Below are 24,878 nucleotides of genomic sequence, written 5' to 3' on the forward strand. Positions count from 1 at the left end.
CCTCGGAGCGTCACCCATGGTCACCACCACCGAACCCAGATCGGGAGGAACGGCTGCGTCCGCCGCAGCTGCCCCGATCCGGAAGAAGCGCCGCATCTCGGCGCCCTACATTCTCATCGCACCCGTCGTCGTACTGCTCGTGGTCTTCATCTTCTACCCCGTGGGCAGTGTCTTCTACTACAGCCTGCAGTACTACAACCCGACGACGCCGTGGGACAACGGTTTTGCCGGCCTCGAGAACTTCAAGCTCATGTTCGCCGACGACGCGTTCTGGAACAGCCTCGTCGTCACCGCCAAATGGGTCGGTGTGCAGGTCGTCTTCCAGCTGATTCTCGGACTCGGACTGGCGCTGCTGGTCAACGAGGTCTTCCGGGGTCGCGGACTCGCCCGCGCGCTCGTCTTCTCGCCGTGGGCCGTGTCCGGAGTTCTGACGACCGGCATCTGGCTGCTCATCTACAACCCGTCGACCGGGTTGTTCAAGCTACTCGGCGACATGGGCATCGGCGACGGCACGGCCGCGCCCATCGCCGATCCTGACACCGCGTTCTGGGCCACGTCGGTCGCCGAACTGTGGCGTGGTGTCCCGTTCTTCGCGATCCTGATCCTCGCGGAACTGCAGAGCGCACCGAAGGATCTGTACGAGGCTGCGAACGTCGACGGCGCCAACCGCTGGCAGCGGTTCCGTTTCGTCACCCTCCCGCACCTCAAGGCCGTCATCATTCTCTCGACGCTGCTTCGCGGCGTGTGGGAGTTCAACAACGTCGACCTGCTGTACACACTGACCGCCGGTGGACCGGCAGACGTCACGACGACGTTGCCGCTCTACGTCTCGCAACTCGCCACCACTGCCCAGGACTTCGGATACGGCTCGGCACTGACCACCGTGGCATTCGTGATCCTGCTCTTCTGCTCGATCCTCTACTTGCGCCTGAGCAAGTTCAACAGCGACAAGGCCTGAGAACATGACCACTACCGCCGATCGACCGGTGATCACCACCCCGGCACCCGACTCCCACACCGAACTGCGCGTGCACAAGACCAAACCGCGTTTCTTCAGCGTCGGCTTTCCGCTCGCGCTCTACCTTCTGTTCACGCTCGTTCCGTTCTACTGGATGATCGTGTTCGCGTTCCGTCCCGCGGGATCGAACTCGATGCTTCCCTGGCCCATCACGTTCGATCACTTCGACACCGTGTGGAACACACTGGGTTTCAGCTTCTTCTTCAAGAACTCCCTGATCGTCGCCGGGTTGTCCTTGGTCCTGACGACCTTCGTGGCCCTGGCAACCGGATACGCGTTGGCTCGCTTCAAGTTCCGCGCCAAGATCCCCCTCGTCATGGCGTTGCTGTGCAGCCAGTTCGTGCCCGGCGCCATGCTGCTCATCCCGCTGTTCCAGGTGTTCCGCGAAATGGGTCTGGTGAACAACCTGTTCGGCCTCATCGTCGCCGACACCGTGTTCCAACTACCTTTGGCCGCGATGCTGATGGCAGGCTTCATCTCCCAGATCCCCGTGGAGCTCGAAGAAGCAGCGATGGTCGACGGATGCTCCCGCATGAAAGCGTTCCGAATCATCATGCTGCCGCTGCTGCGGCCCGGCCTCATCGCCGTCGGCTCGTTCGCCTTCATCGGCAGCTGGAACAACTTCCTGTTCGGTCTGATGTTCATCAGCAGCCAGGAGAAGTTCACGCTGCCAGTCGGATTGAGCTACACCATTGGTTCCTACAACGTCGACTTCGGCGTCCTCGCGGCCGGCGGTCTCATCGCTGCAGTGCCCGTCGTCGCCGTTTTCGCCGTCATCCAGAAATACCTCGTCCAGGGCCTCAGCGCCGGAGCGGTGAAGGGCTGAACAATGACGACCACACATTTCGCCAGAAGAACGTTCCTCGTCGGCGCCGTCACCGCACTCGTCCTCGCCGGATGCAGTTCGGAAACATCGTTGCCCGACGGCGCACTGGGCGACCCGAACAACGGAACCCTCACCTTCTGGGACAACAATGCAGGACCGGATCGAACTCCGCTGTACGAGGAACTGATTCGCCGGTTCGAAGCTGCGAATCCCGGCATCGACATCGAATACGTCGGTCTGCCGTCGGACAGTGCGCAGCAGAAGTACCAGACGGCACTGGCCGGCGGCTCGGCCCCGGACCTCGGCATCGTATCGACGGCCTACCTGGCTCCGCTCGTCGCTCAGAACGCCGTCATTCCGTTGGACCAGTTCCTCGACGCCTCGCCTCAGAAGGCGGACTACGACCCCAAGATCATCGAATCCGCGCGTGAGTCCGGCGGCGGAGAGGTGCTCTACGGTCTGCCGTTCACCAGCAACAACGCAACGCTGTGGTACCGCGCCGACTGGTTCGACGAGGCAGGCCTGGAACCACCGGACACCTGGGACGAGTTCTACGAGGCGTCGGACGCACTGACCGACAAGGCCGCCGGCCGGTACGGATTCACCATCCGCGGCGGAGCGGGATCGATCTATCCGCTCCTGCAGCACATGTTCGCGACGACCGGTATCGAGAACTTCTTCGACGGCAGCGAATCGACGGTCAACCGCCCCGAGATGGTCGAGGCCATCGAACGATTCGCCGCTCTGTACGACGTCGACACTCCCACCGCCGACGTCAACAACGGATTCCCGCAGATGGTGGCCAGCTTCGGGGGCGGGTCGGTTGCAATGATGCAGCACAACCTCGGCTCGCTCAGCAACCACAGGAAGGCGCTCGGCGACAAGGTCGGCGCAGTCGCACTTCCGCTCGCGGACAACGGCGTCCGCACGGTGATGACCGACCCGTTCCCGTCGTACACGGTCTTCAAGTCCAGTCAGCACCAGGCTGCAGCGTGGAAGTTCCTCGAGTTCATGACGTCTCCGGAGTCGCAGGCGTACTGGAACGAGAACGTCGGCCAGATTCCGGTCAACACCGTTGCGCGATCGGCGCCGTCGTTCCAGGACATGCCGTCCGTACAGGCCGCTCAGGCCGCACTCGACGACCCGAAGACCGTCCTGGTCACGCCGCCGGACTACCTGCCGGACTTCGGCAAGATCGTCCAGGTGCAGATGCTGGGCCAGTGGCAGAAGGTTCTGATCGGGCAGCTCAGCGCCCAGGACTTCGCCGACGACTTCGCCGAGAAGCTCAATCGTTCCAAGGCCAAATACGATGCCCGTCAGGGCAAATAGGGGATAAGCACCATGTCCAGCGTCATCACGGAAGTTGCCGTGCAGGTGTTCAAGACGGAGGCGCGCACGTCGGTCGACTCCTACGGACACCGTCACCCCGGCCCGTCCAGCCAGTCCACCCAGGCGTTGCTGCGCATCACCGACTCCGACGGAGCCAGCGGTTACGTTCTCGGCAAGCCCAACTATCTGCGTCAGGACCAGGTGGAGCAGTACTTCCAGTCGGTCCTGATCGGCACCGATCCGCTCGCCCGCGAGTCAGTCGAGAAGAAGTTCGCGATCCGTCAACGCACCAAGGCCGTCGAACTGCCCGAGCACACGCTCAGCTACGTCGACCAGGCTCTGTGGGATCTGGCGGGCAACAAGTTCAGCACACCGGTGTGGAAGTTGCTGGGCGGAGCCCGATCCGAGGTGAAGGCGTACGCGAGCACCATGTGCGGTGACGACATCGAGGGCGGCCTGTCCTCACCGGAGGACTTCGCGTCCTTCGCTCGCGATCTGAAGGCACGCGGTTACCAGGGCATCAAGCTGCACACCTGGATGCCGCCGCACCCCGGCGCCCCCGACCTCCACCGCGACATCGACGCCTGTGCCGCGGTACGCGACGCCGTCGGCCCCGGCTTTTCTCTGATGCTCGACGGCTACCACTGGTACTCGCGCACCGAAGCCCTCACGTTGGGCCGCGAACTCGACCGGTTGAAGTTCGCCTGGTTCGAGGAACCGATGGACGAGTTCTCGTTGCGTTCGTACAAGTGGCTCGCGGACCAGATCGACACCCCCGTCATCGGTCCCGAGACCACTCCGGGACGGCACAAGTCGAGGTCTGAGTGGATCGCCAACGAGGCCTGCGACATCCTGCGGGTCGGCGCGATGAACGGCGGCGGGATCACGCCGGCGATGAAGACGGTGCACATGGCCGACGGGTTCGGGCTCGAGTGCGAGATCCACGGCAACGGTGCCCCCAACCTCGCGCTCGTCGGCGGGGCGCCCAACGTTCACTGGTACGAGCGGGGGCTGCTGCACCCGCACACCGACTACGACTGGGTTCCCCCGCACTTGAAGTCCATCGTCGATCCCATCGACGAGAACGGAATCGTGCACATGCCGGACCGCCCCGGCCTCGGTGAAGAGATCGACCACGAGTACGTCTCGGAAAACCTCGTCGAAGAATACTGATGTCTGTAGGTGAAACTGCGTTCCAGATGAGGGACACTGTCCTCATGGTGAACGATGTCAAGGCTCCCGCACCCGCTGCTTCCGACTCCCAGCCGGTGAAGTCTGCGGAACGGACCATTCACATCCTCGAGACCTTGGCCGCCTCGCCGACCCGGATGAGTCTCGGCGAGCTGCAGGAGGCGTGCAAGTACCCACGGTCGTCCTTGCACGCCCTCCTGCGCACCCTGAAGGAACTGCGGTGGATCGAGGCCGACGAATCCGGTTCGCGCTACGGCATCGGCACCCACGCACTGCTGACCGGCACGTCCTACCTCGACAAGGATTCCGTCGTGGGACGTGCCGCCGCGGTGCTGGAGGCGCTGCGATCGGATGTTCGGCACACCGTTCACTTCGCCCGACGCGACGAGGACCACGTCATCTACCTCGCCAGCCGGGGCTCGAAGCTGGAAGTCCGGCGCATGCACCGCGTCGGACGCAAGCTGCCGTGCCACGTCACCGCGCTGGGTCAGGCGCTGCTGGCGGAGCTGACCACCGACGAGGTGACTCAGCTGCTGCCCCAGCAGCTCGAGCGGTACACCGACAACACCATCGTCGACCGCGACGCGCTGATCGCGGAGCTGGCCGAGGTGCGCAAGCGCGGTTGGTCGCTGGAGCAGGAACAGGGAACGGTCGGCGTCGTCTGCATCGCGACGGTGGTGCCCTATCGCATTCCCGCCACCGACGCGCTCAGCGTGTCGATGCCCGCGGAGGTGGCGTCGTACCCGGGCGAGCTGGAGCGTATTGCCGGCGTTCTGACCAAGCATGCCGACGCCTGGGCTCGTGAGCTCCGCGCCGAGGGCGTGCGCTGACCCGGCCGAGCGTTCACAGGCGAGAGATGTTGGCGGCGATGTCCGCGACTCTCCCGACGAACGTGTGGTGGGTGACGCCGGAGGAATGCGGGGTCATCAGAATGTTGTCCAGATCCGCGAAGGGCAGCGTGCTCGGCTGACCGACGCCGTCGGGGCCGGGGTACCGGTACCACACATCGATCGCGGCAGCGGCAATCACATTCCGGGACAATGCATCGAACAGTGCCTGCTCCTGAACGAGTGGACCACGGCCGACATTGACGAGGACGCCGCTACTGCCCAGCCCGGACAACTCGTCCGCACCGATCATGCCGCGCGTCGCGTCGGTCAGCGGCGCCGACACGACGACGACGTCGGACCATTCCATCAGTTTTCCGAGTTCGGCTGTGCTGCCGAACCATTCGAGGCCGACGTCGGCTGCTGTACCGCTACCGGTCACTGCGGCTCCGTGCGCTCCGTAGGCGTCGAACAGCCTCCATGCCTGGCGACCGATGTGCCCGAAGCCTACGAAGCCGATCCGGGCACCCACGAGCGACAGCGGTTGCGGAATCGACGGGTCGTAGACGGAGGTGCGGAACACGCCGGTCCGCAGCGCCCGGTCCTGCGCCAGGAAGTTGCGACGCAACATCACCGTCGCGGAGACGATGTATTCCGCTATCGACCGTTCGTGGTGAAAGGTGGTGCACACCTCTACGTCCGGACTCAGTCCGGATCGGTCGACGTTGTCGGTTCCAGCACCGACGACGTGAACCATCGTCAACCGGGACCCGGCCGCTCCCATCGCTGCGCTGAACTTTCCGCCCACGTACACGTCGGCGTCGGGCAGTTCCTCGAGCACACGAGATTCGTCGAACGGAACCACCCAGACCACTTCGGCCCCGACGGGTAATGCCTTCTCGAACTCCGCCCTGTGCGGCAGTACGTTCCGATCACCGACGACGATTTTCAGCGCGTGTGCAGTCATCGCAGTAGTGCCGGTCGCTTGCTGTCGAAGGCCCATCCGTCGATGAGGTATTGCATTCCGATGGAGTCGTCGCGAGCACCGAGTCCTTCACGCTGATACAGCTCGTGCGCGGCATCGACTTGCGCCCAGTCCAGTTCGACACCGAGGCCGGGCTTGTCCGGCACCGTGAGGTATCCGCCGTCGATCTCGAAGGGCTCCTCGGTCACTCGCTGACCGTCCTGCCAGATCCAGTGCGTGTCGATTGCGGTGATGTGCCCCGGTGCAGCGGCGGCAACGTGGGTGAACATGGCGAGCGATACGTCGAAGTGGTTGTTGGAGTGCGATCCCCACGTCAGCCCCCAGGCGTCGCACAGCTGCGCGACGCGGACCGAACCGCTCATCGTCCAGAAGTGCGGGTCCGCCAGCGGAATGTCGACGGCGCCGGAGCGGATGGTGTGGCCCATCTCCCGCCAGTCGGTGGCGATCATGTTGGTCGCGGTCGGCAACCCGGTCGCCCGCTTGAACTCCGCCATGACCTCTCGGCCGGAGAATCCGCCCTCGGGGCCGACCGGATCCTCCGCGTAGGCGAGGACGTCGCGCAATCCGCGGCAGGTCTCGATCGCGTCCTTCAGCAACCATCCACCGTTGGGATCCAACGTGATTCGAGCGTCAGGGAAGCGTCGGTGCAGCGCCGTCACGGCAGCCGCCTCCTCGGCAGCGGGAAGTACGCCGCCTTTGAGCTTGAAGTCCTGAAATCCGTAGCGCGCCTGAGCGGCCTCGGCGAGTCGAACGACGGCATCGGGGGTGAGCGCCTCCGAATGACGGATGCGAGCCCACTCGTCGGCCCCGGCCGGCTCGTCGGATGCCGTCCGGTACGCCAGATCCGTTTTGGCGGAGTCGCCGACGAAGAACAGGTAGCCGAGGGCCTGGACCTTCTCGCGCTGTTGTCCCTCGCCGAGCAGCGCGGCGACGGTGACTCCGAGATGCTGTCCGAGCAGGTCCAGCAAGGCCGATTCGATTGCGGTGACTGCGTGGACGGCGATCCTCAGGTCGAACGTCTGCGCGCCTCGACCGCCGGAGTCCCGGTCCGAGAACGCTGTTCGCATCGAATGCAGGATCGCGTTGTACGCACCGACCGACTGGCCCTCGACCAGAGACCGGGCATCCTCGAGGCACCGCCGGATGGGCTCTCCACCAGGAACCTCGCCGACGCCGGTGCGGCCGTCCGAATCGGTGAGCACCACCAGATTCCTCGTGAAATACGGTGCGTGCGCACCGCTGAGGTTGAGCAACATGCCGTCGTGGCCGGCAATGGGGATCACTCGCATCTCGGTGACGACGGGGGTGGCGGTGGTGCGCGCGTTCATCGGTGGAACCTTCCGTGGTCGTGACTCGGCTCACACGAACCCTATGGTTCCGAACCTATGCGTGTCCAAGACGAGATAGGCATAGATCGATACCCGGCGGGTATCGATGCCGGGGCTATGGAAGCGCGAAGTATGGCTACCCTAATATCGAACAGGTCAGAGTTGAACAGGTCTCGACAGGAAGCTGCCCGGATGCCCCCGACCGTTCCCACTGAACGCAGCTCGTCGGAACCGAGGACGTTCGACGCCGTGACCCTGTCGTCGTGGTACGTGACGCCCGCCATGCTCCGCGTACGCCTGGGCGGTGCCGATCTGTCCGGCTTCGCGACCACCGGCGTCCCCGACGAGCGTCTTCGCTTGATCTTCGAGGACGACACCCTGCGCAGCTACACCGTCCGCCGGTTCGATCCGGCCGGCCCTCACCTCGACATCGACTTCGTGGTGCACGACGGCGGCGTTGCCGCGCAGTGGGCAGTACAGGCGCAGCCGGGCGATCGCATCCGCGTCTCGGAGCCGCACGGATGGTATCGGCCGCCCATCGACACCGAGTGGCAGCTGCTGGTTGCCGACATGACCGGATTACCTGCACTCACCCGTGCCGTCGAACAGCTCCCCCGGGGCGCCACAGCCCACGTCATCGCGTCGGTGCCGAGCCGGGAGGACGAACAGCAGGTGCCGAGCGCAGCCACCGTCACGTACGAGTGGACGACCGACCAGGAGTTGCTCGCGGCAGTTCGATCCTTCGACAGACCCAGCGGCACCGGTTATCTGTGGGCGGCGACCGAAGCGTCCGACGCCCGGGCGATCCGGAAGCTCTACCACCGCGAACTGGGGTGGACTCCGGACCGATTCGAGATCAAGGGCTACTGGCGACGCGACAAGGAGACCTGGCAGCAACGGTTCGCGGAGGTCCGCGAGCACATCGATTCCGTTCGTGACCGCGCACTCGCCGAGGGCCTCAGCGGACACGAACTGACCCAGGTCGTCGACGCCGCCCTCGAAGAATCCGGACTCTGACCACCACACCACCACCAGGAGAAGAAATGACCACCCTCACCGCCCACGCACCCGTCACCGACGATCTCTCGCGTAGACACTTCGGAGCCGCGGCCGGCCTCGCGCTCGCGTCGCTGCTCGCGGCCTGCGCACCCGACAGCGACACCACACCCGCTGCAAACGACGGGACACGGACCCTCTCGACGCCCATGGGTGACGTCGTCGTCCCGGCCGGCCCGACGCGAATCGTCAGCCTCGACGCCTATGTGGGCCTGCAGACGCTCGACGAACTCGACGTTCCCGTCGTCGCCACGGGCACGCTGGGTGGAGGTGTCCGCACGCTGGTCGGCGAGGCATCGCAGCAACTGCCGTCCATCGGCGTCACCGCTCTCGGCGATGTCCAACTCGAGGCCATCGCAGCAGCGAACCCCGATCTGATCGTCGGACGTCAGCCCATCGGCGAGCCGTTCTACTCCGAACTGTCGACCATCGCCCCCACCGTGTTGATTCCGTTCACGTACTGGCGTGACCAGTACATCGACGTCGCCGACGCAGTCGGCCGCAAGGACGACGCCGTCGGTGCATTCGTCGGGCTCGACGATCGCATCGCCGATCTCCGAACCGACATCGCACAGGCGTGGCCCGACGGGCTCAGGTTGTCCGTGGTGCGCGTGTCGGACACGTCGGGCGACGTCCGGTCGTACAACACCCTCGCGGCGTCGTCGACGTTCCTGTACGCGGACATCCTGTCCGGCGCGGGGATCGCTCCGACGGCCGACACCGCGCCAGGTGCAGATCCGACCAAGGTCAACGTCGCCGTCAGCTCGGAGAACCTACCGATGATCGACGCGGACGTGATCCTCTACTACGTCGGCGCAGGGGGTCAGGCCGACGCGGGCGACGAGGTGGAGCAGTCACTGGTGTCCAGTCCACTCTGGTCGACGTTGTCCGCAGTGCAGGCCGGACGCGCCTACAAGGTCGACTCCGCGCCGTGGTTCGACGGGTACAACCTCACGGCCGCAGCTGCGGTCATCGACGATCTTCGACGCACCCTGCTCTCGTAGCTCACCTCTTCGGTAGCCCTCGTCGATCGATGCCGTTCAGGTATCGAAGGTAAGACTTTTTGACTTGGACACGTATCGATCGGACTCCTAACGTTGATGTCGAGTCCGAGCCACACCCTCACGCGGTGTCGCCGATCGAGTCGAGTACAAGGAGTCACCCATGACAGCATCACTGACGCAGTCCACCGAACTCACCGGCAAGTCGATCATTGCGGGCAAGGCGGTGCAGGGTTCCGGAACCGCCATCTACGGCATCGATCCGAGTACGGGCCAGTCGCTCGAACCGGCTTACCACCACGGCGATCTGGGCGACGTCGACGCTGCCGCTGCTGCCGCCTGGGCAGCGTTCGCGGACTACCGCGCCACCTCCTCCGAGACCCGGGCCCAGTTCCTCGACGCGATAGCCGACAACATCGCCGCACTCGGCGACACCCTGATCGAGCGTGCAGTAGCAGAATCGGGACTGCCTGTCGGACGCATCACCGGCGAAGTCGGCCGCACGACGGGCCAGCTACGACTCTTCGCTTCCGTACTCCGCGAGGGCAGCTGGAACGGTGCACGCATCGACCCCGCTCAGCCGGATCGCGCTCCGCTCCCCCGCGCCGACATCCGTCAGCGGAAGATCCCACTCGGACCGGTAGTCGTGTTCGGCGCCAGCAACTTTCCTCTCGCCTTCTCCGTCGCGGGCGGAGACACCGCATCCGCACTCGCCGCCGGCTGCCCCGTCATCGTCAAGGCGCACGACGCGCACCCAGGAACGTCCGAGTTGGTCGGACGCGCGATCTCCGACGCGGTGGCCTCCACCGGAATGCCGTCGGGCACCTTCTCGCTGCTCTACGGCTCCGGTCGCGGGCTCGGTACGGCGCTGGTGACGGACCCCCGCGTCAAGGCAGTCGGATTCACCGGATCACGTTCGGGTGGAACGGCTCTCGTCGCCGCTGCAGCAGGACGCCGCGAACCGATCCCCGTGTACGCCGAGATGAGCTCGATCAACCCGGTGTTCGTTCTGGACCACGCGCTGCAGACCCGCGGCGCCGACCTCGGCCGCGCGTTCGTCGCATCGCTGACACTCGGATCGGGCCAGTTCTGCACCAACCCAGGCCTGGTCATCGCCGTCGACGGCCCCGGCCTCGACTCGTTCGTCGACGCCGCGCGTGCAGCAGTGTCCGAGACCGCCCCGACGACCATGCTCACACCGAACATCGCCGCCAGTTACGCGAGCGGCGTCGAGGAACTCGCACAGTCGGCCACCGAGGTCGCGCGCGGGACGGAAACCGACGCCCCGAACGCCTGCCGCGCAGCGCTGTTCGTGACCGACGCAGATTCCTTCCTCGCGTCCGAGGTGGAGCAGCAGGAGGTCTTCGGTGCATCGAGCCTCGTCGTCAAGTGCACCGACGCGCAGCAGGTTCGGGACGTCGCAGCCCTTCTCGAAGGCCAGTTGACGGCGACGATCCACGCCGACGACACCGACCATGCCGAAGCCGGCAAGCTCCTGTCCGAGCTCGAGCTCAAAGCCGGTCGGATCCTGTTCGACGGATGGCCCACCGGCGTCGAGGTCGGACACGCCATGGTGCACGGCGGCCCGTTCCCCGCGACGTCCAACTCGGCCACCACGTCCGTCGGCTCGCTCGCGATCGAACGCTTCCTCCGGCCCGTTGCGTACCAGGACGTTCCGAACTCGCTGCTCCCCAGCGCTGTCGCGGACGGCAATCCGGACGGAATCTGGCGCCGCATCGACGGCCGACTCACCCAAGACTGACACCTTTCCCTCACCACACAGGAGATACGAAATGCTCGACGGAGTCCTCTTCTTCCCAGTCACCCCGTTCACCGCATCCGGCGAGGTCGACTACGACCTGCTCGCCGCTCACGTCGCCAAGGGCGTCGACGCCGGCCCGGGTGGAGTCTTCATCGCCTGCGGCACCGGCGAATTCCACGCCCTCGAAGCCGAGGAGTTCGGCAAGATCGTCCGCACCGCAGTCGACGTCGTCGCCGGACGCGTCCCCGTCTACGCCGGTGCAGGCGGATCCGTCGCGCAGGCAAAGGCTTTCGCCCGGAGCGCGAAGATCAACGGCGCCGACGGCATTCTCCTCCTCCCGCCCTACCTCGTGACGATGCCGCAGGCAGGGCTCGTCAGCTACACGAAGGCCGTCGCCGAGACCACGGATCTTCCGCTCATCGTCTACAACCGCGGCAACGCGCGCTTCACCGAAGCCTCCGCAGTCGAGGTCGCACAGTTCCCGACAGTCGTGGGATTCAAGGACGGCACCGGCGATCTCGACCAGGTCGGACGCATCGTTCGTGCAGTTCTGGACTCGCTCGAACCGTCGGGCAAAGCTTTTCAGTTCTTCAACGGCCTGCCCACCGCCGAGGTGTCGCAGCAGGCGTACCGCGCGATCGGCGTGACGCTGTACTCCTCCGCGACCTTCGCCTTCGCGCCCGAACTGGCACTGGCCTTCTACCAGTCCATGGAGAGCGGCAACGACAAGCTCACGGCCGCGCTGCTTCGTGAGTTCTTCCACCCGTTGGTGCGCCTGCGTGATCAGGTTCCCGGATACGCCGTCTCCCTCATCAAGGCAGGCGTCACCATGGAAGGCATCGAGGCAGGACCTGTCCGTCCGCCGCTCGTCGACATCAGCGCACCGCATCTGAGCGAGCTCACCGAGATCGTCGCGGCGGGCCGTGCAGTTCTGGCGAACGAGCTCGCGGTCCACTGATGCCCGGCAGTGTTCGCGGACCCGTCCGCATCACCGGCGCACGGATCACGCCCGTCGCGTTCGTCGACCCGCCCCTGCTCAACACCGTGGGTGTGCACCAGCCGTACGCACTGCGCGCGATCATCCAGTTGGACACCGAGGCCGGCATCGTCGGCCTCGGTGAGACCTACGCCGACACAGCGCACGTCGCCAGGCTCGAAGCAGCCGCCGACGCCATCACCGGCCTGGACGTGTTCGCACTCAACGTGATTCGCGCGGCCATCGACACGCAACTGGCAACGTCGACGATCACCGGTGGCGACGGCGTCGCAGGCATGATCACGACCGCGAGCACCACCGATCGTGTCTTCTCGCCGTTCGAGGTCGCGTGCCTCGATGTGCAGGGCAAGGTCCTCGGGCGTCCCGTGTCGGACCTACTCGGTGGAAAAGTGCGCGACTCCGTCCCGTTCAGCGCGTACCTGTTCTACAAGTGGGCCGCGCATCCCGGCCGGGAGCCCGACGAGTGGGGCGAAGCGATCGATCCCGACGGCCTGGTTCGTCAGGCACGGAAGATGATCGACGAGTACGGCTTCGGCGCGATCAAGGTCAAGGGAGGCGTCTTCCCGCCCGACGAGGAGATCGCCGGAATCAAGGCGCTGCGGGAAGCGTTCCCCGACCTTCCCCTGCGGCTCGATCCCAACGCCGCGTGGACGGTCGACACGTCGATTCGCGTGGCGTCCGAGCTGGACGGCATCGTCGAGTACCTGGAGGATCCGACGCCGGGACTCGACGGCATGGCCGAGGTCGCTCGGGAGGCGAAGATGCCTCTCGCGACCAACATGTGTGTCGTCGCGTTCGACCAGCTCGCACCGTCGGTGTCGAAGGACTCAGTGAAAGTGGTTCTGTCGGACCACCATTACTGGGGAGGGCTGCAGCGGTCTCGGTTGCTCGCCGGGATCTGCGACACGTTCGACCTCGGACTGTCCATGCATTCCAACAGCCATCTGGGGATCAGCCTGGCCGCCATGGTCCATCTCGCCGGCGCGACGGACAACCTCACCTACGCCTGCGACACCCACTGGCCGTGGAAAAACGAGGACGTGATCAAGCCCGGTGTCCTGAAGATCGTCGACGGATCCGTCGCCGTTCCCACCGGTCCCGGGCTTGGCATCGAGATCGACGAGGACGCACTCGCCGCGCTGCATCAGCAGTACCTCGATTGCGGACTCCGCGACCGCGACGACACGGGGTACATGCAGAGCATCGATCCCAGTTTCGTGAACACCAGTCCACGCTGGTAACTACATCGAGCAAGGCCACTCGTGGGTTAGGTTGATACCCGACCTGACCGCGAGTGGTCTTTTTCGATATCGGGAGTGAATGGGTTGTTTTCCCTCAATCGCCTGACCTGCTTCATCGCCGTCGCCGAGGAGCTGCACTTCGGTCGCGCCGCGGAACGCCTACACATGACTCAGCCACCGCTGAGCCGTCAGATCCAGCAGCTCGAGAACGAACTCGGCGTGCAGCTGATCGACCGCACCAGCCGATCGGTGATGCTCACCGCGGCAGGCATCGCCTTCCTCCCCGACGCCCGACGCATCCTCGACCTCGCCGAAGGCGCGGTACTCACCGTCCGGCGCGTGCCCACCGGAGACCTCGGTACCGTCGTCGTCGGTTTCACCGGAGCGTCGGCGCACGCAGTGCTGCCGCAGCTGTTGGAGAAGGCACGCATCGAGCTACCGGACGTCAAAATCGTTCTGCGCGAAATGGTGTCCGCGGTGCAGATGGAATCCCTCGCCATCGGAGACCTGGACCTCGGTCTTGCTCGACCACCGCTCAAACGTCCCGGCATCGCCTCCCGGCCGGTCCTGCACGAGTCACTCGTCGCTGCGCTGCCCGCCGACCATCCCCTCGCTGAACTCGACAAGCTCACCATCGCCGACTTCGACGACCAGCCGACCATCATGTACTCACCCGTCGACGCCCGGTACTTCCACGAACTGCTGATCAGTACGTTCACCGTCGTCGGCGTCACGCCCCGATACGTGCAGTACGTGACACAGGTCCACACGATGCTGGTCCTCGTGCGCTCGGGAATCGGAATGGCACTGGTCCCCGAATCGTCCACGACCATGCAACCGAGCGGCGTCGTCTTCCGTCCCGTCGAGACCACCCCCCGACGCCCCGTCGAACTCAACGCAGCCTGGCGCGTGGACAACGACAACCCCGCCCTGCACCGCTTCATGTCCGACGTCCTCCCGTCCCGGGAATGGCAGTAGGTCGGCGGGCGTGATGTAACAGTTCCGCTCTCGGCAGGCGGGATCCCGTCCGAAAAACACGGAATTGTCACACGACACCCGGACGGCGCGACTTCCTCCGTCGTCGAACCACCTCGACGATCCGACGAGCGACCGCTTCCGGGTTCGACAACACATCCACGGCCGAGAACCGAAGGACCAGCCAGCCTTCCAGGACCAGGTCGTTCTGGCGTCGACGGTCCCGGCTGAACACACCCGGTGCACTGTGGAATTCTCGGCCGTCCACCTCGACGATCACCATCGCCCAGACGTCCACGAAGTCGCACAGGTACCGGCCGACCAAGTAGTTGGTCTCGAGGCGCAGGCCCAGGACGATGAGCCGGCGATCCAGCACACGCTCGGGCTCGGATGCGAACCCGGTTGCCGCCGACTCGAGCTGCCGGCGCGCGCGACCGTTACCTCTGCGCCTCGGGACCTCGTCCAACAAGGCGAGCACCTCTTCGGAGGGAACGTCGCCCGTGAGGCGCTCGTCGACGATACGTGCCACGACCTCCGGCTCCATCACCGAAACGCAGTCGATCAGCGTCCGGGGTCGAGCGACCACCGGGAGCCCCTGACATTCGGACAGCTCCCCGATCTCCAGCGTGCGTCGATGAACAGTCAGCCAGTCCGGCGTTCGCGCGGTGATTCCGATGGGCAACGTGAAGTCGTGCTGCTCGGGCGCATCGATCCACCCGAACAGCCACGCCGCAGTGCGATGACTGAGCACAGCCCGGGGTTGCCACAGCGTGATGGCATGACACCGGGCAATGACGGTGGGTTCACCGGAACAGTAGATCCGCGGCAGAATCCGTCGAAACCTACGGGAGATGGCGCTACTGGAGATACCCGACGCCAGCAATTGGTCTCTGGTGGCCAGTCCGTGAGGGTGCATGACCCGAAGTGTCGGACACCCGGCTACCCATGATTCGTCGTCGACCTGGTGTTTCGAGAAGCCTGTGGACAACTCGGTGACTGTGGACAACGGGCGTGGTGTAGCAGTTCCGCGCGTCTCGGGCGGGATCCCGCCTGAGATGAGCGGAATTGTGACATCTCACCCACGAGACTCTAAACTGATGTGTCCTCACACAATCTCGGAAAGTGGATCTCACATGCTCGGAATTTTGTTCTCCCTGTTCAGCGACGCGTTCAACATCTTCTCCAACGGACAGAGCCTCGGCTTCTGGTGATCCGTCGGATCAGCGGGGCAGACCTATTGCTGGTTTGACCGCCACCACCGGGCACTGAGCTTCCAGCAGTACTCGCTGAGAGATGCTGCCCAGGAACAGTTTTCCGACCGGTGATCGGCGCCTGATGCCGATCACCACCAGGTCGGTTCCCTCCGCGTAGGACAGGTCGATCAGGTTGTCGGCGTGCGAGCGCCCGGGTTCGTTGTCGTGCACCTTCACCACGACGCCGCCGGCTCCTGCCTCGTCGCGCGCGGATTCGATCGCAGCGCCGAATCCGTCTTCCGAGGCACTGTCCTCCTCGGCGACGACGACGAGGTCGACGCCGCGTTGCACGGCTTCGCCGAACGCGAAGGGCAGTGCGCCTCTACCTTCGACAGTCGGCGAGTAGCCGACCACGACGGTCATCGGGTCACCGGCGTCGTGAGAGTTCCGTTCGCCAGGAACTGGTCCAGGTTCTGCAGCGTCAGCGCTTCCATGGCTGCGCGTGTTTCCACCGTTCCACTGCCGACGTGAGGCAGCAGGACCACGTTGTCGAGGCCGAGAAGCTTCTCCGGTACCGACGGTTCGTCGGCGAAGACGTCGAGCCCGGCGCCTGCCAGCCTGCCGTCGGCGAGCCGTTCCACCAACGCGTCCTGGTCGACGACGCTTCCCCGGGCGACGTTGACGAGGTATCCCTGGGGGCCCAGTGCGTCGAGCACGTCACTGTCCACGAGATGCTTGGTGCCCGAACCTCCCGAGGCAGCGACGATCAGGATGTCCACGCTCCCGGCAAGCCCTGCGGCCGTGGGCGAGTACGTGTACGGGGAGTCGGCGATCTCGTTGCGGTTGTGGTAGCCGATGGAGCAGCGGAACCCGGTGAGCCTGTCCGCGATTGCGCTTCCGATGCGGCCGAGACCGATGATTCCCACTCGCTTTCCGGTGACCTGCGACGTCAGCGGCGAGTTGCCCTCGGCGGCCCAGCGGCCTGCGCGGACGTAACGGTCGTTGAACGACACCTGCCGGAGTGCGTCGATCACGAGGCCCACCGCGAGGTCGGCGACGCAGTCGGTCAGGACATCGGGGGTGTTGCTGACCACGACACCGCGCGCGGAGGCAGCGTCGACGTCGGTGGTGTCGTACCCGACGCCGAAGTGCACGATCGCACCCAGGTTCGGAAGCTGCTCGATGAGTGTCGCGTCCACTCCCGTTCGGCCGGACGTGACCGCTGCGGTGATCGACTCGCCGTGCCGAGCCAGGAACTCGTCACGCTCGGCCGCATCGGGGAGCACGAGGGCGTCGTAGTCGCCGGCGAGGGTGTCCATCAGAGACGGCTTGAGCGGCCCGACCCGAAGCACCCGTCCGGATTTCTTCGAATCACTCTGCACCGCAGATGATTCCGTGGCTCCAACCGTTGCCATAACTCAGCTCCTCACAGGACTCGCCGCGTGCGCGTTTTCCAGTACGCTATGCCGCTTTTCGGATACCTGTCCAACACGTAAATAACATGGATTGATACTCAAACGGCATTGTCGACGTACTTACTACACCCTATCTCCTGCTGCTCGATGCCGTCCGACCAGGTCAGACGCATCGTACTGTGATTCACACCTCTCGATTCGACTCGATGTGACCCACAAAACTCCCTGGTTACGGCCGATTGTCGTGTTGACGCCGATATGCGCCACTCCTACCGTGTGTCTACCGTCACAGATATGCGCTGCACCCGGTGCAGTCGCACTCCCCATCCACTTGGAGGTCACCATGAGCCCTGCACGAGCAGTGCAGCAGGGACGGACCACGCGCAGCGCGATCATCATCGCTGGCGCACTGAGCTTTTCGATGATCGCGAGCGGTTGCACGGTGGCGAACTCCGGCAGCGGTACCGCCGCGAGCGCGGACACCCTCCGCATCGTCCTGCAGGAAGAGCCGCCGACCCTCGAAGCGTGCGACGTCTCCCTCACATCGGTCGGAGTCGTCACGCGGTCCAACATCACCGAACCCCTGATGGAACGGAACCCGAGCGAGGGAACACTCGAGCCGAAGCTGGCCGACTCCTGGACCCAGGTGTCGGACCGTGAATGGACCTTCCAGCTGCACCCCGGCGTCACCTTCAGCGACGGCAGCCCGTTCGAGGCGGAGGACGCAGCGCACTCGATCGATCGAGCTGTGAACTCGGACCTCGGATGCAACGTCGAGGGATACGTCTTCGGCGACGCCGACCTGGACGTGAAGATCATCGATCCACTGACCGTCAGCGTCGCGGCACCGAGTGCGGACCCGATCCTTCCGCTGAAGCTTTCGTTCGTCGAAATGGTGCCGAGGACCTACAGCCTCACCGAACGCGTGCGGGAGCCGATCGGCACCGGACCGTTCGCGATCGACAACTGGGATTACGGTCAGCGTCTGTCGCTCGTCCGCAACGAGACGTACTGGGGCGACAAGCCGGACTACGCCCGCGCGACGTACCAGTGGCGAAGCGAGGGCAGCGTCCGCGCGTCGATGGTGTCCAACGGGGAAGCCGAGATCGCCACCTCGCTCGGACCGGAGGACGGTGCAGGAGACCTCGGAGTCGCCTACCCGAACAACGAGACGACCGCGGTCCGCATCCAGCTCGAGGAGACTCCGCTCGACGACATGCGGGTACGTCAGGCGATCAACTACGCGATCAACCGCGAGGGAATCGTCGACGCCCTGTTCCAGGGGCTCGGAAAGCCTGCGGCACAGCTGGTCTCGGACGGAGTGATCGGATACAACGACGAACTCTCACCGTGGCCGTACGACCCCGCCCGCGCCCAGGAGCTGATCGACGAAGCGCGTGCGGACGGCGTACCCGTCGACACCCCGATCCGGCTCATCGGCCGTACCGGTCAGTTCCCGAAGGTCAACGAAACCCTCGAGGTCGTGCAGTACGCCCTGTCTCAGCTGGGGATGAACGTGTCGATCGAGATGACGGACTCCGCCGGAACAGCGGAGTACCAGGAACGCCCGTTCCCCAAGGTCGGCCCGTACCTCCTGGTCATTCAGCACGGAAATCAAGCAGGCGACGCCGCGTTCACCGCCGACCAGTACCTCATGAGCGAAGGGTTCCAGAGCGCAGGCGGAACACCGGAGTTCGACGAGCGCGTCCGTCAGGCCGCTGTTCTCACCGGCGACGCTCGGCAGGACGCATACGCACAGCTGTTCGCGGAGGAGCCGAAGGAGATCATGCAGATGGCGTTCATCGCCCACATGGAAGGTGTTCTCGCCAAGGCGGATTCCGTCGACTACACCCCCAACTCGGCCACTGTCGACGAGATGCATCTCGCCGCGATGACCCGCGCCGACTCACCCGAAACGGACTAGAGGCCCATCATGTTCAGATTTCTGCGACGAAGGATCTACACCAGCCTGGTTCCGCTGATCGTCGTGCTTCTCGGTGTATTCCTCCTGGCCCGTCTCACCGGCGACCCGACGAGTCTCTACCTGCCGGAGTCCGCCACCCAGGCCCAGCGTGAGGCGTTCCGGGCGTCGAACGGGCTCGACCAGCCGCTCCTGACGCAGCTGTTCGATTACCTCAGCGGCGTCGTCCACCTCGACTTCGGTGACTCGCTGCGTACCGGTGAAGCCGCGTCGACGATGGCCCTTCGCGCGTTCCCCGCCACGCTGCAGTTGGCGTTCATGACGATGTTCCTGGCGATCGTCGGTGCCATCGTCATCGGGTGCTGGGCGGCGTACCGACCCAACTCCCTCGCCGACCGGATCTCGAGCCTGCTGTCCATGACGGCGGCGAGCATCCCCGATTTCTGGTTCGCGATCATGGGCGTCTGGCTCTTCGCCGTGACCTTCGGAGTGCTCCCGACGTCGGGAACCGGTGCAGGCATGCTGTCGTGGATCCTGCCGATCGCGACACTGCTCATCCGCCCACTGGGTGTACTGACGCAGGTCGTGCGAGGCGCGATGGTGGCCGCGCTGTCCGCGCCGTACGTCAGGCTGGCACGCAGCAAGGGCGCAAGCGACATCCGAGTGGTCACCCACCATGCACTGCGCAACGCAGCGGCACCGGCGCTGACCGTTGCAGGTGACCTCATGGTCGGTCTGGTCAACGGAGCAGTCGTCGTCGAGGCGATCTTCGGATGGCCCGGTATCGGCAAGCTCATGATCGACGCCATCCTGCAGCGTGATTTCGCGGTCCTGCAGGCGGCCGTGCTGTTGACCGCCATCAGCATCTTCGTGCTCAACATCGTCATCGACGCCTGCTACGCACTGCTCGACGCCCGTGTCCGCGACAAGGCGAAGGTCTAGGAGCCACCATGTCACTCGATTTCGAAGCCCCGAAAACGTCCGAGCCGGAGGATGTTCCGGATCCGACGCCGGCGTCGCGCACCAGCTCCGCGCCGCTGTGGAAGCTCCTTCTCCGCGACCGCGTCGCGACCGTCGCAGCAGGCATTCTGGTCCTGGTCTTCCTGACGGCGATCTTCGGCCCGATGCTCGTCGGCGACGCCGCCACCGCGCAGGACCTGAACCGCTCCAACCTGGCACCGTTCTCCCTCGACACCGGCTGGATGAACATCCTCGGGACCGATCCACTCGGCCGCAGCATGCTCGCTCGTCTGATCGTCGCGTGCCAGACCACGCTGTCGGTGGCGATCCCGGCGGTCATCCTGTCCGCCATCATCGGCTCGATCATCGGAATGTGGGCCGGCTACCACCGCGGGTGGCGTGAGACGACGGCGATGCGCGTCGCCGACGTCATCATGAGCTTCCCGTCGCTGCTGATGGCCGTCGTCGTGCTGTACGTCTTCTCCCCGAGCGCCGCGAACATCGTTCTGGTTCTTGCCATCACCCGCATTCCGATCTACCTGCGTACCGCCCGTGCCGAATCCGCGGAACTGCAGAGCCGGTTGTTCGTCGACGCCGCCCGTACCTTCGGTGCGTCGAGCGGGTCGGTCATTCGTCGGCACGTCGCACCGATCCTGTTGCCGACGCTGCTGACCGTCGCCACCTTGGACTTCTGCTTCGTCATGCTGGCGGAATCGTCACTGAGCTTCCTGGGCATCGGAATTCAGCCACCCGACGTCAGCTGGGGTCTCATGGTCGCGCAGGGCCGCACGTACCTGCAGACCGCCTGGTGGCTGTCGTTCTTCCCCGGCCTCGCCATCGTCATCACCACGGTGTCGGCCACCGTGCTCGCAGCCTGGGCACGCATCGCCACCGATCCCGCTCAGCGCTGGCGTCTGACCGTCCCGCGCTCGGCCAAGTCCCGCCTTCTCCCCGTCCGAAAGGTCGTCTCATGAGTGCACCTGCCCCAGCACGCCCGGACACCGACCGCATCGCCATGGACGTGCGAGACCTGACGGTCGATCTACGCACCCCCTCGGGCGTCATTCGCGCGGTCGACCACGTCACGTTCAGTGCGCGGCGTGGTGAAACCCTGGCTCTGCTCGGTGAATCCGGTTGCGGTAAGTCGATGACGGCACAGGCCGTCGTCGGCCTCCTCGAACCGATCGCCGACGTCACCGACGGTTCCGTGGAGATCGACAGCTCGGATCTCGGCAAGGTCGACCTGGTGTCCGCGAAGTCCAAGGTGCGACGCCACATCGCCGCAACGGAGCTGGCGATCGTCTTCCAGGACGCCCTCACCGCACTCAATCCGGTGTACACCGTCGGCACCCAGCTGGCCGAGCCGTTCCGCATCCACCGCGGACTGAGTGCGAAAGAAGCCAAAGTGGAGGCCATCTCGCTGATGCGCCGCGTCGGGATTCCGCAGCCGGAGTCGAGAGCGGACTCCTATCCCCACCAGTTCTCCGGTGGTATGCGTCAGCGTTTGCTCATCGCGATGGCCGTGGCCCTCAGCCCGTCGGTGCTGCTGGCCGACGAGCCGACCACGGCTCTGGACGTGACGGTGCAGGCACAGATCATGACCCTCCTCCGCGAGCTACGGACCGAACACGACATGGCCGTCGTGCTCATCACGCACGACCTCGCACTCGTCGCCGAGGAAGCCGACCGAGTGGCGATCATGTACGCGGGCAACGTCGTCGAGACGGGCCTGGTGTCCGAGGTGTTCGCCGATCCTCGCCACCCGTATACCAAGGGACTTCTCGATTCCGTTCCCGTACACGCGGTGCGCGGAGAGGACCTCAAGTCCATCGGTGGCACTCCGCCGGATCTGCACTCCGTGCCCGACGGATGCGTCTATCAAGCTCGATGCCCGCTCGCCCGGGACATCTGCATCGACCGACGCCCGTCCCTCGAACCCGTCGGAGACGGCCGATTCTCCGCCTGCCACTTTTCGAACGAGGTGTCTCATGTCTGAAACAGCCCGAGCAGAACAGCTTCTGACGGTCCGCGGATTGAACAAGACGTTCAAGGTGAGCGGAGGTGATCTCCGCGCACTCGATGCCATCGATCTGGATCTGCGTCGAGGCGAGACCCTCGGACTCGTCGGCGAATCCGGTTGCGGTAAGTCGACACTCGCCCGGACGCTGATGATGCTGGAGCGGCCGGACTCCGGAACCGTCGACTTCGACGGTGTCGACCCGTTCTCGCTGAAAGGCAAGGATCTCCTGGGGTTTCGCCGACGCGTCCAGATGGTGTTCCAGGACCCGTACGGTTCCCTCAACTCACGAATGACGGCCGCGGACATCATCAGCGAGCCGTGGCGGAGCCACAAGACCCTGTACAAGACTCGCCGGGATCGGTCCGCGAGAGTCCGAGAGCTGCTGCACCTGGTCGGTCTACGCCCGAGCGACGAGCACCGCTTCCCGCAGGAGTTCTCCGGCGGCCAGCGTCAGCGTCTCGGCATCGCTCGCGCACTGGCACTGAACCCCGACGTGATCATCTGCGACGAGCCGGTGTCGGCATTGGACCTCTCGGTGCAGGCACAGGTACTCAACCTGCTCAACGATCTGCAGAAGCAACTCGGGATCTCCTACGTGTTCATCTCGCACGATCTGTCGGTCGTCCGACACGTCGCCGACCGGGTGGCCGTCATGTACCTGGGCCGCATCGTCGAATCCGGGGCCACCGACGCCGTCTTCGACAGGCCGAGCCACCCCTACTCCGCTGCACTGATGTCCGCAGCGCCCAAGCTCGACGCTGCGTCACGCGGAGAGCGCATCCTGCTGAAGGGCGAGGTCCCGTCTCCGCTGAACCCACCGTCGGGATGCCGGTTCCGCACCCGCTGCTGGAAGGCGACCGAACTGTGCAGCTCGGACGCACCACCGGTTGCCCGCGACCGCAACGAAGTCGACCACATGGCCGAATGCCATTACCCACTCGTCGAGAACGATCTGGGCCTCGTCGCGGCCGGAACATGAGAGGTGTGCGGTGATCGGTGATCTGCCGCTGTCCGGGTTCGCCGTGGTGGCGTGCGCGATCCTGTTCGCGTCGTGCATGCAGGCGTCGATCGGATTCGGCATGGGAATGCTCGCGGCGCCGATCGTCGCGATCGTCGACCCGGGCCTCGTGCCCGGGACCCTGATCATGCTGGCGATTCTGGTCAGCACCATGGTGTTGATCAAGGAGGGAACGTCACTGGATCTCTCCGGCGCCAGCTGGGCGCTCGCCGGCCGGGTTCCCGGCACGATTCTCGGGGCGTTGCTGTTGGTGGCACTGCCGGAGCGTGGATTGGCGTTGATGCTCGCGGGTGTTGTTCTCCTCGGAATCGCGCTGACGTCGTTCGGATGGATTCCCCTGCCGCGCAGGCGGAATCTGATGGTGGCGGGAGCTGCTTCGGGCCTGCTGGGCACCGCCACGTCGATCGGCGGTCCGCCCATGGCGCTGGTGTGGCAGCGCAACACGGGTGCCAAGCTCCGCAGCACCATGAGCGCGTTCTTCCTCGTCGGATCCGTCATGTCGTTGGTCGCTCTCGCAGCCGCCGGGGCGGTGGACGGCCACACGGCCTGGCTGTTCGTTCTGCTCGCGCCGGCCACGATCCTCGGCTACGTACTGTCTCGTTTCGTCAACCGACTGATGGACCGGAGGCGGCTGAGACTCACCGCCATCGCGGTGTCGACCATCGGTGCTGTCGTCCTGATCGGACAGCAGCTCGCCACCCTGTGAGTGTCAACTACTCACCAACTGGGTAGTTACGGGACATGAGCGAACCCCGACACCGCGCCCTGATCGTCGGTGCCACCGGAATCTCCGGTCAAGCACTATGCCGCGAGACCCTCGCGAAAGGCTGGACCACCTACGGGCTCAGCCGCAGCGGAAAGACCCCCGTCGACGGCGTCACGCCCGTGGCGGCCGACCTGCTCGACACCGCAAGCCTGACCGACGCTCTCGCCGAGGTGAACCCCGACATCGTCTTCTTCACGGCATGGATGAAGAAGGACTCCGAGAAAGAGAACATCGAGGTCAACTCGGCCACACTGCGTAACGTCCTCGACGTGCTCGGGCCGTCCGGAACGGTGAAACACGTCGCGCTGATGACCGGCCTCAAGCACTACCTCGGGCCGTTCGACGCCTACGGCGAAGCCGTGATGGCCGAGACCCCGTTCCACGAGTCGGAAGAGCGACTCGACACACCCAACTTCTACTACGCCCAGGAAGACGAATTGTTCGCCGGAGCGGACAAGTACGACTTCACGTGGAGTGTGCACCGTGCGCACACGATCTCCGGCTTCGCCGTCGGCAACGCGATGAACATGGTGCTCACCCTGTCCGTCTACGCCTCGATCTGCGCCGAGTTGGGCACCCCCTTCGTCTTTCCCGGGTCGGACACCCAGTGGAACGGCCTGACCGACCTCACCGACGCGGACCTGCTCGCCGAACAGATGGTGTGGGCATCGTCGAACGACAACGGTAGGAACGAAGCGTTCAACATCGCCAACGGCGACGTGTTCCGCTGGCGCTGGATGTGGCCGCAGTTCGCGGAGATGTTCGGTGTCGAGCCCGAAGGGTACGACGGCGAACCGCGCCCGCTCGAACCTCGGATGGCGGATGCCGCCGAGACGTGGGCACGTATCGCCGCGACGCACGATCTGGTCGAACCCGACGTCACGAAGCTCGCCTCCTGGTGGCACACCGACGGCGATCTCGGTCGCGACATGGAATGCCTCACCGACATGAACAAGTCCAAGAAAGCCGGATTCCTCGGCTTCCGATCGACACCCGACGGCATCGCATCGGTGGTGCAGCGCTACCGCGACGCCCGACTGATCCCCTGA

At 65.1% G+C, this 24,878-nt stretch carries 23 protein-coding genes; 18 read left to right on the plus strand and 5 right to left on the minus strand.

Annotated features, from left to right (window positions below):
- Positions 1–16 precede the first annotated feature (16 nt).
- From H292_RS0118540 to H292_RS0118560, 5 genes are read left to right on the plus strand one after another with little or no spacing between them, the layout of a single operon-like run.
- Complete coding sequence (locus H292_RS0118540) at positions 17–958, plus strand: carbohydrate ABC transporter permease (RefSeq protein WP_019667802.1); 942 nt, start codon at positions 17–19, stop codon at positions 956–958.
- Between the two features lie 4 nt (positions 959–962).
- Positions 963–1,844, plus strand: a complete 882-nt coding sequence (locus H292_RS0118545) for a carbohydrate ABC transporter permease (protein WP_026348247.1) — start codon at positions 963–965, stop codon at positions 1,842–1,844.
- A 3-nt stretch (positions 1,845–1,847) separates the two neighbouring features.
- Positions 1,848–3,173, plus strand: a complete 1,326-nt coding sequence (locus H292_RS0118550) for an ABC transporter substrate-binding protein (RefSeq protein ID WP_020112361.1) — start codon at positions 1,848–1,850, stop codon at positions 3,171–3,173.
- 12 nt (positions 3,174–3,185) lie between these two features.
- On the plus strand, positions 3,186–4,346 hold the full coding sequence (locus tag H292_RS0118555; protein WP_020112362.1) for an enolase C-terminal domain-like protein: 1,161 nt from the start codon (positions 3,186–3,188) through the stop codon (positions 4,344–4,346).
- Positions 4,347–4,390: 44 nt separating this feature from the next.
- Complete coding sequence (locus tag H292_RS0118560; RefSeq protein ID WP_170947494.1) at positions 4,391–5,194, plus strand: IclR family transcriptional regulator; 804 nt, start codon at positions 4,391–4,393, stop codon at positions 5,192–5,194.
- Positions 5,195–5,207: 13 nt separating this feature from the next.
- Here H292_RS0118560 and H292_RS0118565 read toward each other — a convergent pair whose 3' ends face one another.
- Both H292_RS0118565 and H292_RS0118570 read right to left on the minus strand, forming a co-directional pair.
- Positions 5,208–6,143, minus strand: a complete 936-nt coding sequence (locus H292_RS0118565; RefSeq protein WP_027498915.1) for a 2-hydroxyacid dehydrogenase — start codon at positions 6,141–6,143, stop codon at positions 5,208–5,210.
- 11 nt (positions 6,144–6,154) lie between these two features.
- Positions 6,155–7,504: an enolase C-terminal domain-like protein gene (locus tag H292_RS0118570; RefSeq protein WP_020112364.1), complete on the minus strand. Its 1,350-nt coding sequence runs from the start codon at positions 7,502–7,504 to the stop codon at positions 6,155–6,157.
- A 192-nt stretch (positions 7,505–7,696) separates the two neighbouring features.
- Here H292_RS0118570 and H292_RS0118575 point away from each other — a divergent pair, with 192 nt between their 5' ends.
- From H292_RS0118575 to H292_RS0118600, 6 genes are all read left to right on the plus strand, one after another.
- Positions 7,697–8,521, plus strand: a complete 825-nt coding sequence (locus H292_RS0118575) for a siderophore-interacting protein (RefSeq protein WP_020112365.1) — start codon at positions 7,697–7,699, stop codon at positions 8,519–8,521.
- A 26-nt stretch (positions 8,522–8,547) separates the two neighbouring features.
- Positions 8,548–9,564 (plus strand): ABC transporter substrate-binding protein, encoded by a 1,017-nt coding sequence (locus H292_RS0118580; protein WP_020112366.1) that lies wholly within the window; start codon positions 8,548–8,550, stop codon positions 9,562–9,564.
- Positions 9,565–9,724: 160 nt separating this feature from the next.
- On the plus strand, positions 9,725–11,323 hold the full coding sequence (locus H292_RS0118585) for an aldehyde dehydrogenase (NADP(+)) (protein ID WP_020112367.1): 1,599 nt from the start codon (positions 9,725–9,727) through the stop codon (positions 11,321–11,323).
- Positions 11,324–11,354: 31 nt separating this feature from the next.
- On the plus strand, positions 11,355–12,281 hold the full coding sequence (locus H292_RS0118590; RefSeq protein WP_020112368.1) for a 5-dehydro-4-deoxyglucarate dehydratase: 927 nt from the start codon (positions 11,355–11,357) through the stop codon (positions 12,279–12,281).
- Positions 12,281–13,561 carry a glucarate dehydratase family protein gene (locus H292_RS0118595; protein WP_020112369.1) on the plus strand — a complete coding sequence of 427 codons (1,281 nt, stop codon included), beginning with the start codon at positions 12,281–12,283 and terminating at the stop codon, positions 13,559–13,561. Before H292_RS0118590 ends, H292_RS0118595 begins: the two co-directional genes overlap by 1 nt.
- An 84-nt stretch (positions 13,562–13,645) precedes the next feature.
- Positions 13,646–14,539, plus strand: coding sequence for a LysR substrate-binding domain-containing protein (locus H292_RS0118600; RefSeq protein WP_020112370.1), 894 nt, complete (start codon positions 13,646–13,648; stop codon positions 14,537–14,539).
- A gap of 67 nt (positions 14,540–14,606) precedes the next feature.
- On the opposite strand, the gene H292_RS0118605 is transcribed toward H292_RS0118600, so the two are convergent.
- From H292_RS0118605 to H292_RS0118615, 3 genes are all read right to left on the minus strand, one after another.
- Positions 14,607–15,452: an endonuclease domain-containing protein gene (locus H292_RS0118605; protein WP_081631878.1), complete on the minus strand. Its 846-nt coding sequence runs from the start codon at positions 15,450–15,452 to the stop codon at positions 14,607–14,609.
- 304 nt (positions 15,453–15,756) lie between these two features.
- Positions 15,757–16,152 carry a universal stress protein gene (locus H292_RS0118610; protein WP_020112372.1) on the minus strand — a complete coding sequence of 132 codons (396 nt, stop codon included), beginning with the start codon at positions 16,150–16,152 and terminating at the stop codon, positions 15,757–15,759.
- Complete coding sequence (locus H292_RS0118615) at positions 16,149–17,144, minus strand: 2-hydroxyacid dehydrogenase (RefSeq protein ID WP_027498917.1); 996 nt, start codon at positions 17,142–17,144, stop codon at positions 16,149–16,151. Before H292_RS0118615 ends, H292_RS0118610 begins: the two co-directional genes overlap by 4 nt.
- Before the next feature lie 343 nt (positions 17,145–17,487).
- Here H292_RS0118615 and H292_RS0118620 point away from each other — a divergent pair, with 343 nt between their 5' ends.
- The 7 genes from H292_RS0118620 to H292_RS0118650 are packed head-to-tail and all read left to right on the plus strand — an operon-like array spanning position 17,488 to position 24,878.
- Positions 17,488–19,068 (plus strand): ABC transporter substrate-binding protein, encoded by a 1,581-nt coding sequence (locus H292_RS0118620; RefSeq protein ID WP_037188753.1) that lies wholly within the window; start codon positions 17,488–17,490, stop codon positions 19,066–19,068.
- A 9-nt stretch (positions 19,069–19,077) separates the two neighbouring features.
- Positions 19,078–20,007: an ABC transporter permease gene (locus H292_RS0118625; RefSeq protein WP_020112376.1), complete on the plus strand. Its 930-nt coding sequence runs from the start codon at positions 19,078–19,080 to the stop codon at positions 20,005–20,007.
- Between the two features lie 8 nt (positions 20,008–20,015).
- Positions 20,016–20,999 (plus strand): ABC transporter permease, encoded by a 984-nt coding sequence (locus tag H292_RS0118630; RefSeq protein WP_019666861.1) that lies wholly within the window; start codon positions 20,016–20,018, stop codon positions 20,997–20,999.
- Positions 20,996–22,021: an ABC transporter ATP-binding protein gene (locus H292_RS0118635; protein ID WP_020112377.1), complete on the plus strand. Its 1,026-nt coding sequence runs from the start codon at positions 20,996–20,998 to the stop codon at positions 22,019–22,021. The genes H292_RS0118630 and H292_RS0118635 overlap by 4 nt, the downstream gene beginning before the upstream one ends.
- A complete protein-coding gene (locus tag H292_RS0118640) occupies positions 22,014–23,024 on the plus strand; it encodes an ABC transporter ATP-binding protein (RefSeq protein ID WP_020112378.1) in 1,011 nt (336 codons plus the stop codon). Before H292_RS0118635 ends, H292_RS0118640 begins: the two co-directional genes overlap by 8 nt.
- 28 nt (positions 23,025–23,052) lie before the next feature.
- Entirely contained in the window at positions 23,053–23,769 is a 717-nt protein-coding gene (locus H292_RS0118645; RefSeq protein ID WP_026348092.1) for a sulfite exporter TauE/SafE family protein, read from the plus strand.
- 35 nt (positions 23,770–23,804) lie between these two features.
- Positions 23,805–24,878: an SDR family oxidoreductase gene (locus H292_RS0118650; protein ID WP_020112379.1), complete on the plus strand. Its 1,074-nt coding sequence runs from the start codon at positions 23,805–23,807 to the stop codon at positions 24,876–24,878.

Source organism: Rhodococcus sp. 114MFTsu3.1, assembly GCF_000383555.1.
GTDB lineage: Bacteria > Actinomycetota > Actinomycetes > Mycobacteriales > Mycobacteriaceae > Rhodococcoides > Rhodococcoides fascians_E.

Coding starts and splice junctions, on each gene's coding strand:
- H292_RS0118540 (WP_019667802.1), top strand. CDS start 17: ATGGTCACCACCACCGAACCCAGATCGGGAGGAACGGCTGCGTCCGCC.
- H292_RS0118545 (WP_026348247.1), top strand. CDS start 963: ATGACCACTACCGCCGATCGACCGGTGATCACCACCCCGGCACCCGAC.
- H292_RS0118550 (WP_020112361.1), top strand. CDS start 1,848: ATGACGACCACACATTTCGCCAGAAGAACGTTCCTCGTCGGCGCCGTC.
- H292_RS0118555 (WP_020112362.1), top strand. CDS start 3,186: ATGTCCAGCGTCATCACGGAAGTTGCCGTGCAGGTGTTCAAGACGGAG.
- H292_RS0118560 (WP_170947494.1), top strand. CDS start 4,391: ATGGTGAACGATGTCAAGGCTCCCGCACCCGCTGCTTCCGACTCCCAG.
- H292_RS0118570 (WP_020112364.1), bottom strand. CDS start 7,504: ATGAACGCGCGCACCACCGCCACCCCCGTCGTCACCGAGATGCGAGTG.
- H292_RS0118575 (WP_020112365.1), top strand. CDS start 7,697: ATGCCCCCGACCGTTCCCACTGAACGCAGCTCGTCGGAACCGAGGACG.
- H292_RS0118580 (WP_020112366.1), top strand. CDS start 8,548: ATGACCACCCTCACCGCCCACGCACCCGTCACCGACGATCTCTCGCGT.
- H292_RS0118585 (WP_020112367.1), top strand. CDS start 9,725: ATGACAGCATCACTGACGCAGTCCACCGAACTCACCGGCAAGTCGATC.
- H292_RS0118590 (WP_020112368.1), top strand. CDS start 11,355: ATGCTCGACGGAGTCCTCTTCTTCCCAGTCACCCCGTTCACCGCATCC.
- H292_RS0118595 (WP_020112369.1), top strand. CDS start 12,281: ATGCCCGGCAGTGTTCGCGGACCCGTCCGCATCACCGGCGCACGGATC.
- H292_RS0118605 (WP_081631878.1), bottom strand. CDS start 15,452: ATGCACCCTCACGGACTGGCCACCAGAGACCAATTGCTGGCGTCGGGT.
- H292_RS0118610 (WP_020112372.1), bottom strand. CDS start 16,152: ATGACCGTCGTGGTCGGCTACTCGCCGACTGTCGAAGGTAGAGGCGCA.
- H292_RS0118615 (WP_027498917.1), bottom strand. CDS start 17,144: ATGGCAACGGTTGGAGCCACGGAATCATCTGCGGTGCAGAGTGATTCG.
- H292_RS0118620 (WP_037188753.1), top strand. CDS start 17,488: ATGAGCCCTGCACGAGCAGTGCAGCAGGGACGGACCACGCGCAGCGCG.
- H292_RS0118625 (WP_020112376.1), top strand. CDS start 19,078: ATGTTCAGATTTCTGCGACGAAGGATCTACACCAGCCTGGTTCCGCTG.
- H292_RS0118630 (WP_019666861.1), top strand. CDS start 20,016: ATGTCACTCGATTTCGAAGCCCCGAAAACGTCCGAGCCGGAGGATGTT.
- H292_RS0118635 (WP_020112377.1), top strand. CDS start 20,996: ATGAGTGCACCTGCCCCAGCACGCCCGGACACCGACCGCATCGCCATG.
- H292_RS0118640 (WP_020112378.1), top strand. CDS start 22,014: ATGTCTGAAACAGCCCGAGCAGAACAGCTTCTGACGGTCCGCGGATTG.
- H292_RS0118650 (WP_020112379.1), top strand. CDS start 23,805: ATGAGCGAACCCCGACACCGCGCCCTGATCGTCGGTGCCACCGGAATC.